Annotated in this window: 17 protein-coding genes; 9 read left to right on the top strand and 8 right to left on the bottom strand. The window is 74.3% G+C overall.

Going from position 1 to position 16,763, the window contains the following annotated elements:
• Positions 1 to 85: 85 nt before the first annotated feature.
• The 4 genes from ACZ4V6_RS16330 to ACZ4V6_RS16315 all read right to left on the bottom strand — a co-directional run bounded on the left by ACZ4V6_RS16330 (position 86) and on the right by ACZ4V6_RS16315 (position 3,276).
• The gene (locus ACZ4V6_RS16330) at positions 86 to 772 is read right to left on the bottom strand and encodes a response regulator (RefSeq protein WP_467827449.1); all 687 of its coding nucleotides are present in this window, start codon (positions 770 to 772) and stop codon (positions 86 to 88) included.
• A complete protein-coding gene (locus ACZ4V6_RS16325; protein WP_467827446.1) occupies positions 769 to 1,989 on the bottom strand; it encodes a sensor histidine kinase in 1,221 nt (406 codons plus the stop codon). The genes ACZ4V6_RS16330 and ACZ4V6_RS16325 overlap by 4 nt, the downstream gene beginning before the upstream one ends.
• Before the next feature lie 196 nt (positions 1,990 to 2,185).
• Complete coding sequence (gene pspAA, locus ACZ4V6_RS16320; RefSeq protein ID WP_467827444.1) at positions 2,186 to 2,470, bottom strand: PspA-associated protein PspAA; 285 nt, start codon at positions 2,468 to 2,470, stop codon at positions 2,186 to 2,188.
• 20 nt (positions 2,471 to 2,490) lie between these two features.
• Positions 2,491 to 3,276, bottom strand: a complete 786-nt coding sequence (locus tag ACZ4V6_RS16315) for a PspA/IM30 family protein (RefSeq protein WP_467827441.1) — start codon at positions 3,274 to 3,276, stop codon at positions 2,491 to 2,493.
• Positions 3,277 to 3,511: 235 nt separating this feature from the next.
• Between ACZ4V6_RS16315 and ACZ4V6_RS16310 the strand changes: the two genes are divergently transcribed.
• From ACZ4V6_RS16310 to ACZ4V6_RS16300, 3 genes are all read left to right on the top strand, one after another.
• On the top strand, positions 3,512 to 4,186 hold the full coding sequence (locus ACZ4V6_RS16310) for a DUF3043 domain-containing protein (RefSeq protein WP_467828238.1): 675 nt from the start codon (positions 3,512 to 3,514) through the stop codon (positions 4,184 to 4,186).
• 83 nt (positions 4,187 to 4,269) lie between these two features.
• Entirely contained in the window at positions 4,270 to 4,971 is a 702-nt protein-coding gene (locus ACZ4V6_RS16305; protein WP_467827439.1) for a class I SAM-dependent methyltransferase, read from the top strand.
• 69 nt (positions 4,972 to 5,040) lie between these two features.
• Positions 5,041 to 6,135 (top strand): S1C family serine protease, encoded by a 1,095-nt coding sequence (locus ACZ4V6_RS16300; protein ID WP_467827436.1) that lies wholly within the window; start codon positions 5,041 to 5,043, stop codon positions 6,133 to 6,135.
• Positions 6,136 to 6,184: 49 nt separating this feature from the next.
• Here ACZ4V6_RS16300 and ACZ4V6_RS16295 read toward each other — a convergent pair whose 3' ends face one another.
• Positions 6,185 to 6,397 (bottom strand): hypothetical protein, encoded by a 213-nt coding sequence (locus ACZ4V6_RS16295; RefSeq protein ID WP_467827434.1) that lies wholly within the window; start codon positions 6,395 to 6,397, stop codon positions 6,185 to 6,187.
• A 181-nt stretch (positions 6,398 to 6,578) separates the two neighbouring features.
• Here ACZ4V6_RS16295 and ACZ4V6_RS16290 point away from each other — a divergent pair, with 181 nt between their 5' ends.
• On the top strand, positions 6,579 to 7,778 hold the full coding sequence (locus ACZ4V6_RS16290; RefSeq protein ID WP_467827432.1) for a bifunctional adenosylcobinamide kinase/adenosylcobinamide-phosphate guanylyltransferase: 1,200 nt from the start codon (positions 6,579 to 6,581) through the stop codon (positions 7,776 to 7,778).
• Here ACZ4V6_RS16290 and ACZ4V6_RS16285 read toward each other — a convergent pair.
• Positions 7,767 to 8,522 (bottom strand): class I SAM-dependent methyltransferase, encoded by a 756-nt coding sequence (locus ACZ4V6_RS16285; RefSeq protein WP_467827429.1) that lies wholly within the window; start codon positions 8,520 to 8,522, stop codon positions 7,767 to 7,769. The two genes, ACZ4V6_RS16290 and ACZ4V6_RS16285, sit on opposite strands and share 12 nt — an antisense overlap.
• A 150-nt stretch (positions 8,523 to 8,672) precedes the next feature.
• Here ACZ4V6_RS16285 and cobT point away from each other — a divergent pair, with 150 nt between their 5' ends.
• Positions 8,673 to 9,731: a nicotinate-nucleotide--dimethylbenzimidazole phosphoribosyltransferase gene (cobT, locus tag ACZ4V6_RS16280; RefSeq protein WP_467827427.1), complete on the top strand. Its 1,059-nt coding sequence runs from the start codon at positions 8,673 to 8,675 to the stop codon at positions 9,729 to 9,731.
• Between the two features lie 602 nt (positions 9,732 to 10,333).
• Here cobT and ACZ4V6_RS16275 read toward each other — a convergent pair.
• Positions 10,334 to 11,080, bottom strand: a complete 747-nt coding sequence (locus tag ACZ4V6_RS16275; protein ID WP_467827424.1) for a hypothetical protein — start codon at positions 11,078 to 11,080, stop codon at positions 10,334 to 10,336.
• Between the two features lie 60 nt (positions 11,081 to 11,140).
• Here ACZ4V6_RS16275 and ACZ4V6_RS16270 point away from each other — a divergent pair, with 60 nt between their 5' ends.
• Positions 11,141 to 11,923, top strand: coding sequence for an adenosylcobinamide-GDP ribazoletransferase (locus tag ACZ4V6_RS16270; protein WP_467827421.1), 783 nt, complete (start codon positions 11,141 to 11,143; stop codon positions 11,921 to 11,923).
• 3 nt (positions 11,924 to 11,926) lie between these two features.
• Here the strand turns inward: ACZ4V6_RS16270 and ACZ4V6_RS16265 are convergent, their stop codons facing one another.
• The gene (locus ACZ4V6_RS16265) at positions 11,927 to 12,712 is read right to left on the bottom strand and encodes an endo alpha-1,4 polygalactosaminidase (RefSeq protein ID WP_467827418.1); all 786 of its coding nucleotides are present in this window, start codon (positions 12,710 to 12,712) and stop codon (positions 11,927 to 11,929) included.
• A 241-nt stretch (positions 12,713 to 12,953) separates the two neighbouring features.
• Between ACZ4V6_RS16265 and ACZ4V6_RS16260 the strand changes: the two genes are divergently transcribed.
• The 3 genes from ACZ4V6_RS16260 to ACZ4V6_RS16250 form a co-directional block, all read left to right on the top strand.
• Complete coding sequence (locus ACZ4V6_RS16260) at positions 12,954 to 14,492, top strand: leucyl aminopeptidase (protein ID WP_467827415.1); 1,539 nt, start codon at positions 12,954 to 12,956, stop codon at positions 14,490 to 14,492.
• Positions 14,493 to 14,796: 304 nt separating this feature from the next.
• On the top strand, positions 14,797 to 16,185 hold the full coding sequence (gene lpdA / locus ACZ4V6_RS16255; RefSeq protein WP_467827413.1) for a dihydrolipoyl dehydrogenase: 1,389 nt from the start codon (positions 14,797 to 14,799) through the stop codon (positions 16,183 to 16,185).
• Between the two features lie 64 nt (positions 16,186 to 16,249).
• Positions 16,250 to 16,763: biotin/lipoyl-containing protein (locus tag ACZ4V6_RS16250; RefSeq protein WP_467827410.1), on the top strand; the 514-nt coding region annotated here is incomplete at its 3' end.

The following is a 16,763-nucleotide window of genomic DNA, read 5'->3' as shown; positions in this document are numbered from 1 at the left end:
GGCCATGGACGGCCCCGGTTCCCTAGGCCCCAGGTCCATTTCCTTATCCGGCGCATACTCCCGCCGCAGTACGGCCGGGCGGGGATCACTCCACCCTCGGACGTACCAGCCCGGACTCGTACGCGATGACCACCAGCTGAGCCCGGTCGCGGGCGCCCAGCTTGGCCATCGCCCGGTTGACGTGCGTCTTCACCGTGAGCGGGCTGACCTCCAGCCGCTCGGCGATCTCGTCGTTGGAGTGCCCGCCGGCCACCTGCACCAGCACCTCGCGCTCCCGCACGGTCAGCGAGTCCAGCTTCCGGGCGCGGGCGGGGTCGCGGACCGCGTCGTCCGCGCTGCCCTCCTGGGCGAGGAAGCGGGCGATGAGCCCCTTGGTGGCGGTCGGGGACAGCAGTGCCTCGCCGCCGGCCGCGACGCGGATCGCGCTCAGCAGCTCCTCCGGCTCCGAGCCCTTGCCGAGGAAGCCGGAGGCGCCGGCGCGCAGCGACTGCACCACGTAGTCGTCGACCTCGAAGGTGGTCAGTATGACCACGCGGACATGGGCGAGGGCGGGGTCGGCGCTGATCGCGCGGGTGGCGGCGAGACCGTCCGTGCCGGGCATCCGGATGTCCATCAGCACCACGTCGGGCCGGTGCTCGGCGGCCAGCCGGGCCGCCTCGGCGCCGTCGGACGCCTCCCCCACCACCTCCATGTCGGGCTCGGAGTCGACGAGCACCCGGAAGGCGCTGCGCAGCAGCGCCTGGTCGTCGGCGAGCAGGACACGGATCGTCATACGGCATCCTTCGCGGCGTCGTCACGGCTTTTGACGGGAAGGATCGCATGCACCCGGAAGCCGCCTCCGTAGCGGGGGCCGGTGGTGAGGGCGCCGCGTACGGCGGTGACGCGCTCGCGCATGCCGAGCAGCCCGTGTCCGCCTCCGGCGGCGGGGGCCGCCGTCTCGCCGGCGCCGTCGTCGAGGACGGTGATCTCGATGTCGGGTCCCACCCGGACGATGCTGACCTCGGCCTTCGCCCGCGGCCCGGCGTGCTTCTGCACGTTGGTCAGGGCCTCCTGGATGATCCGGTAGGCGGCCAGGCCGACGGCGGTGGGCAGGGTGGTGCCCTGGTCGGCGCGGGCCACCTCGACGCGCAGGCCCGCGTGGCGGAAGGTGGCGACGAGTTCGTCGAGGCGGTCCAGGCCTGGGGCGGGTTCGGTGGGGGCCCTGGGGTCGTCGGACTGGCGGAGCAGGCCGACGGTGGCGCGCAGTTCGTCCAGCGCGGACCGGCTGGCCTCCCGTACGTGGGCGAGGGCCTCCTTGGCCTGGTCGGGCCGCTTGTCCATGACGTGGGCGGCGACGCCGGCCTGGACGTTGACGAGGGCGATGTGGTGGGCGACGACGTCGTGCAGGTCGCGGGCGATGCGCAGCCGTTCCTCGGCGACGCGGCGGCGGGCCTCCTCCTCGCGGGTCCGCTCGGCCTTCTCGGCGCGCTCCCGGATGGCCCGGACGAAGGCGCGGCGGCTGCGGACGGCGTCCCCGGCGGTGGCGCCGATGCCGGTCCAGGCGAAGACGGCGAGGTTGTCCTGCGCGTACCAGGGCAGGGGGCCGGCCAGCATGGCGGCGCCGGTCAGCACGGTCGTGGTGAGCAGGCCGACCCGCCAGGTGGTGGTGCGGTCGGTGGTGGCGGCGACGGTGTAGAGGGCGACGACGGCGGACATGACGACGGGGGCGCGGGGGTCGCCGGTGACGCACTCGACGACCGAGAGGCAGCCGGTGAACGCGAGGACCGCCAGCGGGGCACGGCGGCGCAGGACGAGCGCGGCGGCGCCGAGGACCATGAGCAGCAGGCTGAACGGGTCGGGGGCGCGTACGCCCCAGGTGACGCCGTCGGGGCCGTGCGGGTCGGCGAAGGAGCCGGCCACCATGCACACGAGGACGGCCGCCGCGAGGGCCGCGTCCAGGGCCGAGGGGTGTGCGCCCAGGCGGCAGCGGGCGCGGGCGAGGGTGCTCACGCGTGTTCACGGTAGCGGGGCGGGCGCCGGCGCGTGCGGCACCCGGCGATCCGCCGGGCGACGCGGGGGCTGCGCCCCCGGACCCCGCTCCGGCCCTGGACGGGCCTCGTCCTCGAACGCCGGACGGGCTGACGGTGCCCGGCCTCGCCAGGGTGCCGGACGGCGTGACGGTGCCCGGCGTTCCGCGCGGGTGCCGTCAGGAACCGTCCGGGATCAGGCCGTCGTCGCTCAGGAGTCCGCGGACCTCCTCCAGGGTGGCGTCCGGGGAGGGGAGGATCAGGTCCGACGGCTCCAGGGAGTCGTCCGGCAGCGGCTCGCCCAGCTCGCGGACCCTGGCCAGCAGGGCCTGGAGGGTCGCGCGGAAACCGGGGCCGTCGCCGTTCTCCATCTCGGCGAGGAGTTCGTCGTCCAGCTTGTTCAGCTCGGCGAGGCGGCCGTCGGCCAGCGTCACCTGCCCCTCCCCCATGATCCTCACGATCATGACGCCCTCCTCGGCGTGGGCTACTGCTTGTCGAAACGCGGGGTGTCCTGCGGCTGCTGCTGCGGCTGCGACTGGCCCTGGCCGCCCTCGATGGCCTGGCGGTCGGCGGCGCTGCCGCCGGCCAGCTCGGCCTTCATGCGCTGCAGTTCCAGCTCCACATCCGTACCACCGGAGAGCCGGTCCAGCTCGGCCTGGATGTCGTCCTTGTGCATGCCGGACTGGTCGTCCAGGGCGCCGGAGGCGAGCAGCTCGTCGATGGCACCGGCCCGCGCCTGGAGCTGGGCGGTCTTGTCCTCGGCCCGCTGGATCGCCAGGCCCACGTCGCCCATCTCCTCGGAGATGCCGGAGAACGCCTCCCCGATGCGGGTCTGCGCCTGGGCCGCCGTGTAGGTGGCCTTGATGGTCTCCTTCTTCGTGCGGAAGGCGTCCACCTTGGCCTGGAGGCGCTGGGCCGCGAGGGTGAGCTTCTCCTCCTCGCCCTGGAGGGTGGCGTGCTGCGTCTCCAGGTCCGTCACCTGCTGCTGGAGCGCGGCGCGGCGGGACAGCGCCTCGCGGGCCAGGTCCTCGCGGCCCAGCGCGAGCGCCTTGCGGCCCTGGTCCTCCAGCTTGGACGACTGGGACTGGAGCTGGTTGAGCTGGAGCTCCAGGCGCTTGCGGCTGGTCGCCACGTCGGCGACGCCGCGGCGCACCTTCTGCAGCAGCTCAAGCTGTTTCTGGTACGAGTAATCGAGGGTCTCGCGCGGGTCCTCGGCCCGGTCAAGGGCCTTGTTGGCCTTCGCGCGGAAGATCATCCCCATACGCTTCATGACACCGCTCATGGGCTTCGCGCGCCCCCTTCTGGCCGACTCCAGCTCCAGCGACTGCAACAGAACCCACAGTACGGGCCCTGCATCCATTACCGCACTGTCCGGGGGCGGATGCGCTCATCCCCAAGGACGACTGCCCGCTCCCCCGGTCCGGCGTAGGGAGTAGGTGCTCCCCCGGGGGGACGTCCCGGCGCCCGGGCCCCGGGCCGTACGCGACGTCCCCTCTGTCCCCTTACTGACGACTGGCGTTGCCGGATCGTTCCCCACCGGGCCTGGGTCCACACTCCCCCACCCCGTACCCTTGGGTTTTGTGTTCCGTAGCCGTGCCAAGGAAGAGAAGGCCCCGAACGCCGTCAAGGCGCCGGTGACCGTCTCCAAGCAGCCCCGCGACCCCCAGGCCCCGAAGGGCAGGCCCACGCCCAAGCGCAGCCAGGCCCAGTCCCAGCGCCGCAGCGTCGCCAACACCCAGATGACGCGCAAGGAGGCCGCCAAGCGTCAGCGCGAGGAGCGCCGCTCCGCGCTGGAGCGGCAGCGCCAGGCGCTGGCGAGCGGTGACGAGCGGTACCTGCCGGCCCGCGACAAGGGCCCGGTCCGCAAGTTCGCGCGCGACTTCATCGACTCGCGGTTCAACATCGCCGAGTACTTCCTGCCCATGGCCGTGGTCATCCTCGTGCTGAGCATGGTCCGCGTGGCGTCGCTGCAGAACATCGCGCTGCTGCTGTGGCTGATCGTGATCGTGCTGATCGTGCTCGACTCGCTCGTCACCGGCTTCCGGCTGAAGAAGCGCCTCGCCGAGCGCTTCCCCGACGACCGCCGGCGCGGCGCGGTCGCCTACGCGCTGATGCGCTCCCTGCAGATGCGCCGGCTCCGGCTGCCCAAGCCGCAGGTCAAGCGCGGGGAGCGGCCCTGAGCACCACGCCGTTCACCGGGGGCGCGGCCGATGCCTGGCTGGACGGGCTGGGCGGTCTGCGGGACGTCGTACGGCAGGAGCTGGTGGCCCGGCAGCTCGACGAGCAGATAGTCGGCCGCTTCCCGGTCGGCAGGCGGCTGCGGGTGCTCGACGTCGGCATGGGGCAGGGCACCCAGGCGCTGCGGCTGGCACGGGCCGGGCACCAGGTGACCGGCCTGGAGCGGGACGCCACGATGATCGCGGCGGCGCGTGAGGCCCTGGCGGGCCAGCCGGAGGGCATCCGGGAGCGGATGCGGATCATCGAGGGCGACGGCCGGGACACCGGCGTGCACTTCCTGCCGGGCAGCTTCGACGTGGTGCTGTGCCACGGCGTGCTGATGTACGTCGAGGAGCCCGACCCGCTCCTGGCCGGGCTGGCCCGCATGCTCGCCCCGGGCGGCCTGCTGTCGCTGCTCGTGCGCAACGGGGACGCGCTCGCCATGCGCCCGGGCCTGCACGGCGACTGGGCCGGCGCGCTCGCGGCGTTCGACACCACGGCCTACAGGAACCGTCTCGGCCTGGACGTCCGCGCGGACCGGCTGGCGACGCTGACGGCCAGGCTCGCGGGCATCGGCGCCCCGCTGCACGCCTGGTACGGCGTCCGGGTCTTCACGGACACGGCGGCCGACGGGGCGGCGCCCCCGGACGACCCCGAGACGCTGCTGGCCGTCGAGGAACGGGCCGGACGGACGGACCCGTACCGCGGGGTCGCGGCACTGCTGCACCTGTGCGGGGTGCGGGGGTAGTCCCTCCGGCGGCGCTCGTTCGGGTGCGGTGCGGAAGCAGGACGTCGAAGCCGCCGTGAGACTCGGGGCATGGACGTCTCCCCTGCCCGTGCGCCCCGGTCCCGTGCCCCCGTCGCCGCGCTGGCGTCTTCCCTGCTGCTCGTCACCGGCTGTTCCGCTGCCGGTCCGGACGCCGGGTCGGAGACCGGTGCCGGCAGCGGGCGAAAGGCCGCCACGGCCCGGGCCGTCGCACCGGCCGCGCTCGACGACCTGCAGGCCGACTACCAGCGGGTGATCAAGGACGTCCTGCCCTCGGTCGTGCAGATCCAGGCGGGGGACGACCTGGGCTCGGGGGTCGTGTACGACGACCGGGGCCACGTCGTCACCAACGCCCACGTCGTCGGGGACCGGACGGCCTTCCGGGTCACCACCGCCCACAGCGAGGACCCGCTGACCGCGCGGCTCGTCTCCTCCTACCCCGAGCAGGACCTCGCGGTCGTCAAGCTGGACGAGGTGCCCGCCGGGGTGAAGGCGGCCGGGTTCGAGGACTCCTCGAAGGTCCAGGTCGGACAGATCGTGCTGGCGATGGGCTCGCCGCTCGGGCTGTCGTCCAGCGTGACGCAGGGCATCGTGTCGGCGACCGGACGGACCGTCACCGAGGGCCGCGGCGGAGGCGGCACGGGTGCGACCATCGCCGGCATGGTGCAGACCTCGGCGGCCATCAACCCCGGCAACAGCGGCGGCGCCCTGGTCAACCTCGACGGCCGGGTCATCGGCATCCCGACGCTCGCCGCGACCGACCCCGGCCTCGGCGACAGCGCGGCGCCCGGCATCGGGTTCGCGATCCCGTCGTCGACGGTGAAGACGATCGCCGGCCAGATCGTCCGGGACGGCAAGGTCACCGACTCGGGACGGGCCGCGCTCGGCATCACCGCGCGCACGGTCGTCGACGACTCCTACCGTCCCGCCGGTGCGGCGGTCGTCAGCGTCGTCGAGGGGGGCGCCGCGGACCGGGCGGGCCTGCGCGTCGGGGACGTCATCACCGGGCTGGGCGACTCGGGGATCACCACGATCACCTCGCTCTCCGAGGCCCTGGCGTCGATGCGGCCGGGCGACCGCACGAAGGTGACGTACACCCGCGACGGCGACGAGCGCACCGTCGAGGTGACGCTGGGCGAGCAGTGACGCGGGAGGGGGCGGCCCCGTCGTGGCCGCCCCCTCCCCCGGCGCCCGGTCAGGCGTCCTCGGCGTGCAGGCTCATCGGCCCGTAGATCTCCGTGGAGTCCTCGAACAGCCGGACCTGGTCCGTGCCGCCCTCCTTGAGGTCCTTCCAGTGCTCCCCGATCCAGGACTCGGCGTCCCCTTGCGTGGTGAACTCCTCGGGCTGCACCGCGGGCTGGACCTCCGTCCCGCCGGTCGTCTCGAACCGCCACGTCCATGCCGCCATGTACGCCTCCAAGATGTGAGCACATGCAGAGCGGAAGCCGGATCTTGGTCCGGCGCCCGGTGGCAGCCTATGCGGTGAACCGGGCGTGTCGTAGAAGGCCCGGGGAGGTCTCCGGGGGCCGGCCGCGCCCCTCGGGGGCCTCGGGCGCGCACGCCGGGGGGTGACCGGCGAAAATCGGGGCGTGGACGTGACTCTGCTCGGCACCGGTGCCCCCGCGGGACTCCCCCGCCCCGACTGTCCCTGCGCGGCGTGTGCCGCGGCGCAGGGCGAGAACGCGCGCGCGGCGACCGCGCTGCTGGTGGACGGGGCGCTGCTCCTCGACCTGACGCCCGGTGCCGCGTTCGCCGCCGCGCGCGCCGGGCACTCCCTGGGCGGTGTGCGGCAGGTGCTGCTGTCCCACCCGCACGACGGCCCCGCCGTGGAGGTGCCGGCCGGGCTGCCGCAGCCGGGGCGGGTGCCGGACGGGCGGGAACTGGCGTTGCTGACGGGGCACCGGGTGCGGGCGGTGGCGATGGACGCGCCGGGCACCGGGTACGCCGTGACCGGGCCGGACGGACAGCGGCTGCTGTACCTGCCGCCGGGCGGGGCCCCGGCCGGACTGGAGGAGCCCGCCGAGCCCTACGACCTGGTCCTCGCGGACGTCATGGGGCGCCCGGACGCGCTGGCGAGACTGCGGGCGGTGGGCGCGGCGGGGCCGACGACCGATGTCGTCGCCGTCCACCTCGGCCACGACGTGCCGCCGGGCCGGGAGCTGGCGCGGCGGCTGTCGGCGGCGGGGGCGCGGGCGGTGCCGGACGGGACGACGCTGGTGGCGGGGGTGTACGAGGACGTGCCCGACGTGCCGCGGCGCACGCTGGTGCTGGGCGGGGCCCGGTCGGGGAAGTCGGTGGAGGCCGAGCGCCGGCTGGCGTCCTTCCCGGACGTGCTGTACGTGGCCACCGGCGGCTCCCGGGGCGGGGACACCGAGTGGGCGGCGCGGGTCTCGGCGCACCGCGAGCGGCGGCCGGGCTCGTGGCGCACCGTCGAGACCTGCGACCTGGTCCCGCTGCTCAAGGACGACGGACCGCCGCTGCTCGTCGACTGCCTGTCGCTGTGGCTGACGGACGCGATGGACGCCGTCGGCGCGTGGGACGACGCGGAGTGGGCCGACGGCGGGGAACGGGCTCTGAGGGACCGGGTGCGGCAGCTGACGGAGGCGGTGCGCGCCACCCGGCGCACCGTCGTCGCCGTGTCGAACGAGGTGGGGTCGGGCATCGTGCCGGCCACCGCGTCGGGCCGCCGCTACCGGGACGAACTCGGGCGGCTGAACGCGGCGTTCGCCGACGAGTGCGAACAGGTGCTGCTGGTGGTGGCGGGCCAGGCGCTGGTGCTACGGGGCTGACGGCCCTTTGCGGGCGACGAGACGGGGGGCGCGCTCGCCGGTGAGGACCGTGCAGCCGCGGGCCTCCAGCTCGGCGCGCAGGCCCACCGGCTGCGACGTGCCCGGCGGCAGGGCGAACAGGCGGCGCGGGTCGGCGACGTCGAGGAGCAGATGGCCGCCGGGGCGCAGCACGTGGAGGGCGGCGCGCAGTTCGGCGCGCGGGTCGGGGACGCGTTCCAGGTGCTGGAAGAGGCTGACGACGTCGTAGCGGGCACGGAGGCGGGCGGCGATGTGCCGGTCCGTCAGCCGGCCGACGTACGCCTCCTCGACGCGGTCGGCCGCGCGGGCCCGCAGGACGCGGTGCGTGGGGTCCACGCCGTCGAACGAGGTGTACGGGAAGTACTTCCGCGCCGCCCGGGGGAAGCCGGCGTCGCCGGTGCCCACGTCCAGCCAGCTCTCGGGTTCGGGGCAGTGGCGGAGCACCGCGCGGGCGGCCAGGGCGTGTCTGAGGCGGACCCCGGCCCGGACGGCCGGGTGGCCGGGCCGGGGCGCGAGCAGGGGGTTGCGGAAGGTGTGCCGGCAGTCCCGGCACCGGTCGAGGACGGAGCGGGCGGGCGCGCCCTGCCGCGGGTTCCCACGGCCGGGCCGGGAGCGCAGCCGCCGGGAGCCGCACCAGGGACAGTCCGCGCGGTGCGGGCCGTAGAGGGGGACGGGAGGCACCGGCGGTACGGGAGACGGCACCGAGGAGGCGGAGTGCGCGGACATGGGCGGCTCCCGACAGGTGGAGGAGGACGTACGACAATCCATCGCAAAACGTTACGTAGGGGATGGCGATCCGGAGGGCAACGCCGCCGGTCCGGCGCGGTGCGGATGTGACCTCCGTGGCGTTCGGCCGGGGCCGGTACTGTTCGGCGAATGAGCTCGCTGAATCTCGACGACTTCACCGATCTGATCGAGCGCCCCGACGGCGGGGTGCGCCGCGACGCCGAGGCACGCCGGGAGCGTCAGGTCGTGCCGCCCGGGGCGCTGGGCCGGCTGGACGACCTGGGTGAGTGGCTGGCCGCGGCGCAGTCCGCCGTGCCGGTGCGGCCGGTCGAACGGCCCCGGGTGGTGCTCTTCGCCGGTGACCACAAGGTCGCCGAGCTGGGCGTGTCGGCACGGCCCGCGGGCGGCGCGGCCGACCTGGTGCGCGAGGTGCTGGAGGGCGGGCGGCCCGTGTCCGTGCTCGCGCGGCGCCTGGGCGTGCCCGTGCGCATCGTCGACATGGCGCTGGACTGCGACCCGGAGACGCTGCCGGCGGAGGTCGTGAAGCACCGGGTGCGGCGCGGCGGCGGACGCATCGACATCGAGGACGCGCTGACCCCGGAGGAGGCCGAGGCCGCCTTCCGGGCCGGGGTGGCGGTGGCCGACGAGGAGGCCGACTCCGGTACGGACCTGGTGGTGCTCGGCGATGTGAGCGTGGGCGGGACGACGGCGGCGGGCGTACTGGTCGCGGCGCTGTGCGGGACGGACGCGTCGGTCGTCACCGGCCGGGGCGGGCTGGCCATCGACGACCTGGCGTGGATGCGCAAGTGCGCGGCGATCCGGGACGCGCTGCGGCGGGCGCGGCCGGTGCTCGGGGACCAGTTGCAGCTGCTGGCGACGGTGGGCGGCGCCGACCTCACCGCGATGACGGGCTTCCTGCTGCAGAGTGCGGTGCGGAAGGTGCCGGTGATCCTGGACGGCGTGGTGGCCGCGGCGTGCGCGCTGGTGGGCCAGCGGGTGGCGTTCCGGGCGCCGGACTGGTGGCTGGCGGCGCACGACAGCGGGGAGCCGGGGCAGGCGAAGGCGCTGGACCGGATGGCGCTGGAGCCGCTGCTCGCGCAGGGCGTGACGGTGGGCGAGGGCGCGGGGGGTCTGCTGGCGCTGCCACTGGTGCAGGCCGCGGCGGCGCTGGCGGCGGAGCTGCCGGAGGTCTCCGACGGGGGCGAGTGAACGGGCCGGTGCGGTCCGGCGCTGCGGGGTGTGGAGCGGGGTGGGTCGCGTGGCCCGGCGCTGCCGGGGTGCCCGGCGTGGGGGTGGATGCGGGGTGGGTCGCGCGGCCCGGCGCTGCCGGGGTGCCGCTGCGCCCACCCGTGCCGCCCCAGCGGCACGACTGCCCGCAGCTACGACGGCACGGCGACTGCCCGCAGCCGGGGCGGCGGGGGAGGCACGACTGCCCGCAGCGGCGGCGGCACGGCGACTGCCCCCAGCTAGGACGGCAGCGTATGGCGGCTGCCCGCAGCCGGGCGGCGTGGTGCGACGGCGGGTCAGTCGCGTACGGCGGGAAGGGGACGTGTCGGGGGGTGTCCGCCCGCAGCGGTTGGCGCGTCAACGCCCCGCCTGCTGGTCAGTACCCGATTCCGCGCCGTTCCGAGGACGGACACCCCCCGACGCGGCCCCGACCCACAGACCACGCACCGCGCTACGCGCACCCCCACCAAAGCCGCACGGGCCGCCGCAGGCACCCCGCACCACCACCGGAGCCGCACAGGCGCCGCAGGCACCCCGCACCCCCACCACACCCGCACAGGCCGCCGCAGGCACCCCGCGCCCGCTCAGGGCCGCGGCGGGTCCGGGCGGCCGCCGATCCAGTCCTGGAGGGTGCGGCGCGGGCCGGACCAGCGGCGGTCGTGGTGGTAGGCGCGCAGGCGGGACTTGGCGCGGGCGCGCGGGCGGCGGCCGTAGAAGCGGCGGGCCCAGAAGGAGCCGGGACGGGCCAGGCGGACGGCGCCGACCAGGGCGACGAGCGGGACGATCACGCCGAAGACCGCGAGGCGGGTCTTGCCCTTGGCCAGGGCGAGGAGGGAGAAGAGGAAGTTGCCCGCCACGGTCGCGATGACGTTGGCGCGGTCCTGCAGCTCGTCCTGGGACAGGTTGTCGACGCCGAACGGCGTGAACCCGGCGAGGACCAGGCCGACCAGGGCCGCGGTGATCACCACGACCTCCACGCTCTTGCGGCCGGCCTCGGTCCAGTAGACGTCGTCGAGGTGCAGGATCAGCGCGAACTCGTCCAGGACGAGCCCCGCCCCGACGCCGAAGAGCACCGCCGCGAGGGCGGATCCGAACCCGTGCCCGCCGCCGGCGACCGCGCCGAAGCCGCCGACGACGGTGAGGACGATCCCGGGAACCACGTGGTGGATGTGGACCCCGCCCGCCTCGACGTTCCCGAACGGACCCTTGCCCGCCCGGATCAGGCGGGTCACGATCCGGGTGATCACGAACGTCAGCACGAAGGCGCCGAGGGCGAGGAGCAGCGGCAGCTTGCCCGGTTCGACGATGTTCCGCTGCCACCAATCTCCCATATGTGAACTTTATCCCCGAGCCCCGGAAGCGCCCCGGTGACCGCCGGGTAGTCTGCGCCGGTGCTCAGGACCCCCTCCCTCCACGGCCTCCGGTTCGCGTTCGGCACCCTCACCGTGCTCCCGGTCCGGGTGACCCGCTGGGACCGCGGGGCGGCGCGCGGCGGCATGCTGTGCGCCCCGCTGGCCGGTCTGGTCGTAGGGGCCGCTGCCGCCGCCACCGGACTCGTGCTGCTGTTCCTCGGCGCCGGCGGCCTGCTCGCCGCGGTCGCCACCGTCGCCGTGCCCGCCGTCCTCACCCGGGGGCTGCACCTGGACGGGCTGGCCGACACCGCGGACGGGCTGGGCAGCGGGAAGCCCGCCGAGGACGCGCTGCGCATCATGAAGCAGTCGGACATCGGTCCGTTCGGCGTGATCACCCTCGTCCTCGTGCTGCTGGCCCAGGTGGCCGCGCTGGCGCAGGCGTACGACGGCTCCTGGGCGCGGGGCGCGCTCGCCGCCGTGGTCTCGGCGACCGCCGCCCGGCTGGCGCTCACCCTGGCCGCCCGGGCCGGGGTCCCTGCCGCGCGCCCGGAGGGGCTGGGCGCCGCGGTCGCCGGGGTGGTCCCGGTGGGCGGGGCACTGGGCGCGGCCGTCGCCGTCACGGCGGCCGGGGCGGCGGTGGGCGCGGCCCTCGGGACGCACGACGCGCTCCGGACGGCGCTCGCCGTGCTGTGCGCCGTCGCCGTCGCCGAACTGCTGCTGCGGCACTGCCTCCGCCGCTTCGGCGGGGTCACCGGTGACGTCTTCGGCGGGGTCGCGGAGGCGGCGGCCACGGCCGCGCTGGTCGTCTCGGCGCTGGGCTGACGCTCAGCAGGCCTCGCGCCACGCCCCCAGTTCGTACCTCTTCAGCATCGAACTCAGCCGCAGCTCACGGGAGTCGGCGCAGAAACGGTCGGTCGGCAGCTCGTACTCGACGTGGAAGACGGCCTTGTCCGCGTCGATGAACGGCTCGTTGTCGGCGCACTCGCCGTACTGGGCGCACTGCTCGTTGACCGCGAAGTCGAAGTCGTCCACCAGCTCCGGGATCTGGTCGAGGTCGTTCTTCAGGCCGACGGCCATGCCCCGGTCGTGGGCGAGCTTCGCGATCAGCCGGTTGTAGCGGAGCTGGTCGCCGGCGGTGAGCGGGAAACCGGTCTCGTTCTCGTAGCCGTCCATGTTGTCCGGCTCGACGGCGTCGAAGCCCTTGTCGCGGCACATGTCGAGTCGTTCCGCCATCAGGGGCTCCAGGACGTCCGTCGCCCGGATGTCCAGCCAGCGTTCGCCCTCCCAGCCGTTGCCCTCGCCCAGCACCGACTCGGGGAAGTCCGCCGCGTCGGGGCGGAAGTCCTCCCAGGCGCCGGTGGACACGTAGCAGACGACCTTGCGGCCGTCGTCGTGCAGGGAGGCCACCGTGGCCGCGGTGTGGTCGAAGCCGTCGATGTCGTAGACCGGCACGTCGACGGTGGTGTCGAGCCTGCCGCTGAGCTGCCACTGCCAGGCGGTGCCGGGGCGCGGCCGCCAGGGTTCCGCGGCGCCCCGCCCGTTGTCGGGGGACGACGACGAGCAGCCCGCGAGCAGCAGGAGCAGGGCGGTCAGCAGGGCGGGGCGTCTCATGGGGCGTGCTCCAGGGGTGGGGACGATGTGCCCCGCAATGATCTCGTGCGCCCCCGGAGGTGGGGGAAACGCGGGGCACGGGAGGAAGCGGACGGGTACGCGAGCGTAGGCTCGTGCCGGGTGTTTGCCTGCCCGGGTGAAGACCGCATCGCAGGAGGGATCTAGGGTCGGTTGTCGGGCCCGGTCGACCCACCCGCATTCGGCCATACAGGAATTCGTACGGAAGCGAGATTTCACCACCGTGACTGCTCTCACTCTCTCCACCGCAGCGGTGCCCGGCCTGCGGGCCGACGCCATCGTGATCGGTGTCGCCAAGGGCGCCCGCGGCCCCGTCGTCGCACCGGGCGCCGAGGCCGTGGACAACGCGTACGACGGCAGGCTCGCCGACGTGCTGGAGACCCTCGGTGCCTCCGGTGCCGAGGGCGAGGTGACGAAGCTGCCCGCGCCGTCCGGCTTCAAGACCCCCGTCGTGGTGGCGGTGGGCCTGGGCGCCGAGCCCGAGAAGGACGCCGGTTTCGACGCCGAGGCGCTGCGCCGTGCCGCCGGTGCGGCCGCCCGCGCGCTCGCCGGCGCCAAGAAGGCCGTCTTCGCGCTGCCGCTGACCGAGGCCGCCGACGCCGGCGTCGTCGGTGAGGGCGTGCTGCTCGGCGCGTACTCCTTCGACGCGTACAAGGAGAACGGCCGTCAGGCGCAGGGCTCCGCGAAGGCGAAGAACGGCAAGGCGCCGCTCGCCGAGGCCGCGCTGCTCGGCGGCAAGCCCCGCGACAAGGCGTACAAGGCGGCGATCGAGCGCGCCGCCGCCGTCGCCGAGGAGCTGAACCGCGCCCGCGACCTGGTCAACACCCCGCCGAACGACCTGAACCCTGAGGCGTTCGCGGCGATCGCGCAGGCAGCCGCCAAGGAGCACGGCATCAAGGTGCAGGTGCTCGACGAGAAGGCGCTGGCCAAGGGCGGCTACGGCGGCATCCTCGGCGTCGGCGCCGGCTCGGCGTCGGGGCCCCGGCTGGTGAAGCTGTCGTACACCTCGTCCAAGGCGACGAAGTCCCTCGCCTTCGTCGGCAAGGGCATCACCTACGACTCGGGCGGCATCTCGCTGAAGCCGGCCGGGCACAACGAGACGATGAAGTGCGACATGGCCGGTGCCGCCGCCGTGTTCGCCGCGGTCGTCGCCGCCGCGCGTCTCGGCCTCGACGTCAACGTCACCGGCTGGCTGGCGCTGGCCGAGAACATGCCGTCCGGCTCCGCCACCCGCCCGGGTGACGTGCTGCGCATGTACAGCGGCAAGACGGTGGAGGTCCTCAACACCGACGCCGAGGGCCGTCTCGTCCTCGCCGACGCCCTGTGGGCGGCCTCGCAGGAGAAGCCCGACGCGATCATCGACGTGGCGACCCTGACCGGCGCGATGATGCTCGCGCTGGGCAGCCGTACGTACGGGATCATGGCGAACGACGACGCGTTCCGGGCCGCGGTGCACGAGGCGGCGGAGGAGGTCGGCGAGCCGGCGTGGCCGATGCCGCTGCCGGAGCACCTGCGCAAGGGCATGGACTCGGCGACCGCCGACATCGCCAACATGGGCGAGCGGATGGGCGGCGGGCTGGTGGCCGGCCTGTTCCTGCGCGAGTTCGTCGGCGAGGGCATCACCTGGGCGCACCTGGACATCGCGGGTCCGGCCTTCAACGAGGGCGGTCCGTTCGGGTACACGCCGAAGGGCGGCACGGGTACGGCGGTGCGGACGCTGGTGCGGGTCGCCGAGCTGGCGGCCGCGGGCGACCTGGGCTAGGGGCGCCCACGAGTCCGGGGCGCGGGTGACCGTGCGCGCGCGGGTCCGTCGTGGCCCGTCGCGCCCACGCGGCGAAGCCGCGGATCGGCACGGCCCCGCGCCCCGACGGCGTCGGCCCGCCGTCCCCCTCGAAGGAACGTGGGGCGTCTCACACCCCGGCCCCACGTCTCGTTCGCCCCGCACAGGTGCGAAGATGGGGCTCGGCAGGACAGGGCCCCGACCAAGGGCCGAAGAACGAGCGGCCGGACACCAGCCGCCAGCCGGTCACCGACGACCGGTGGCGCACATGCATGGAGGACGTGACGTGGCGAACGACGCCAGCACCGTTTTCGACCTAGTGATCCTCGGCGGTGGCAGCGGTGGTTACGCCGCGGCCCTGCGCGGGGCGCAGCTGGGTCTGGACGTCGCCCTGATCGAGAAGGACAAGGTCGGCGGCACCTGCCTGCACAAGGGTTGCATCCCCACCAAGGCCCTGCTGCACGCGGGCGAGATCGCCGACCAGGCCCGCGAGAGCGAGCAGTTCGGCGTGAAGGCCACCTTCGAGGGCATCGACGTACCGGCCGTCCAGAAGTACAAGGACGAGGTGATCTCGGGGCTGTACAAGGGCCTGCAGGGTCTGATCGCCTCGCGCAAGGTGACCTACATCGAGGGTGAGGGCCGGCTGTCCTCCCCGACCTCGGTGGACGTCAACGGTCAGCGCATCCAGGGCCGTCACGTCCTGCTGGCGACCGGCTCCGTGCCGAAGTCGCTGCCGGGCCTGGACATCGACGGCAACCGGATCATCTCCTCCGACCACGCCCTCGTCCTGGACCGCGTGCCGAAGTCCGCGATCATCCTGGGCGGCGGCGTCATCGGCGTCGAGTTCGCCTCGGCGTGGAAGTCCTTCGGCACCGACGTCACGATCATCGAGGGCCTCAAGCACCTCGTGCCGGTCGAGGACGAGAACAGCTCCAAGCTGCTGGAGCGCGCCTTCCGCAAGCGGGGCATCAAGTTCAACCTGGGCACCTTCTTCGAGAAGGCCGAGTACACCCAGGACGGCGTGAAGGTCACCCTCGCCGACGGCAAGGAGTTCGAGGCCGAGATCCTGCTCGTCGCCATCGGCCGCGGCCCGGTCTCGCAGGGCCTGGGCTACGAGGAGGCCGGGGTCGCCATGGACCGCGGCTACGTCCTGGTCGACGAGTACATGCGCACCAACGTGCCGACCATCTCGGCCGTCGGTGACCTGGTCCCGACCCTCCAGCTCGCGCACGTCGGCTTCGCCGAGGGCATCCTGGTGGCGGAGCGGCTGGCCGGTCTGAAGACCGTCCCGATCGACTACGACGGTGTCCCGCGGGTGACGTACTGCCACCCCGAGGTCGCCTCCGTCGGCATCACCGAGGCCAAGGCCAAGGAGATCTACGGCGCGGACAAGGTCGTCGCCCTGAAGTACAACCTGGCCGGCAACGGCAGGAGCAAGATCCTGAAGACCGCGGGCGAGATCAAGCTCGTCCAGGTCAAGGACGGTGCCGTGGTCGGCGTCCACATGGTCGGCGACCGTATGGGCGAGCAGGTCGGCGAGGCCCAGCTGATCTACAACTGGGAGGCTCTGCCCGCCGAGGTGGCCCAGCTCATCCACGCCCACCCGACGCAGAACGAGGCGCTCGGCGAGGCCCACCTGGCGCTGGCCGGCAAGCCGCTGCACTCCCACGACTGACCTTCCCTCGGTCACTGGGCGCGACGACACAGACTTCCGCAATTCGTAAGGAGCAACCGAAACCATGGCGGTTTCCGTAACCCTTCCGGCGCTCGGCGAGAGCGTCACCGAGGGCACCGTCACCCGTTGGCTCAAGGCCGAGGGTGAGCGCGTCGAGGCCGACGAGCCGCTGCTCGAGGTCTCGACCGACAAGGTCGACACCGAGATCCCGGCCCCCGCCTCCGGCGTGCTGTCCTCCATCAAGGTCGCCGAGGACGAGACGGTCGAGGTCGGTGCCGAGCTGGCCCTGATCGACGACGGCTCCGGCGCCCCGGCCGCCGAGGCCGCCCCGGCCGCCGAGGCCGCCCCGCAGGCCCAGCAGGTCGCCGAGCCGGCCCCCGAGCCCGCGCCGGCCGCCCCCTCCACCGAGCAGGCCGCCCCGGCCCCGGCTCCGACGGCCGAGGCCACCTCGGGCGGCGGCTCCGCCGAGGGCACCGACGTGGTCCTGCCCGCGCTCGGCGAGTCCGTCACCGAGGGCACCGTCACCCGCTGGCTGAAGTCGGTCGGCGACAGCGTCGAGGCCGACGAGCCGCTGCTCG

The sequence above is a fragment of the Streptomyces sp. NPDC029152 genome (assembly GCF_055564355.1).
The sequence above is the reverse complement of the archived record's forward strand: the minus strand, read 5'-3'. Positions and strand labels throughout refer to the sequence as shown.

Coding starts and splice junctions, on each gene's coding strand:
- ACZ4V6_RS16330 (WP_467827449.1), bottom strand. CDS start 772: ATGACGATCCGTGTCCTGCTCGCCGACGACCAGGCGCTGCTGCGCAGC.
- pspAA (WP_467827444.1), bottom strand. CDS start 2,470: ATGATCGTGAGGATCATGGGGGAGGGGCAGGTGACGCTGGCCGACGGC.
- ACZ4V6_RS16315 (WP_467827441.1), bottom strand. CDS start 3,276: ATGAAGCGTATGGGGATGATCTTCCGCGCGAAGGCCAACAAGGCCCTT.
- ACZ4V6_RS16300 (WP_467827436.1), top strand. CDS start 5,041: ATGGACGTCTCCCCTGCCCGTGCGCCCCGGTCCCGTGCCCCCGTCGCC.
- ACZ4V6_RS16295 (WP_467827434.1), bottom strand. CDS start 6,397: ATGGCGGCATGGACGTGGCGGTTCGAGACGACCGGCGGGACGGAGGTC.
- ACZ4V6_RS16285 (WP_467827429.1), bottom strand. CDS start 8,522: ATGTCCGCGCACTCCGCCTCCTCGGTGCCGTCTCCCGTACCGCCGGTG.
- cobT (WP_467827427.1), top strand. CDS start 8,673: ATGAGCTCGCTGAATCTCGACGACTTCACCGATCTGATCGAGCGCCCC.
- ACZ4V6_RS16275 (WP_467827424.1), bottom strand. CDS start 11,080: ATGGGAGATTGGTGGCAGCGGAACATCGTCGAACCGGGCAAGCTGCCG.
- ACZ4V6_RS16265 (WP_467827418.1), bottom strand. CDS start 12,712: ATGAGACGCCCCGCCCTGCTGACCGCCCTGCTCCTGCTGCTCGCGGGC.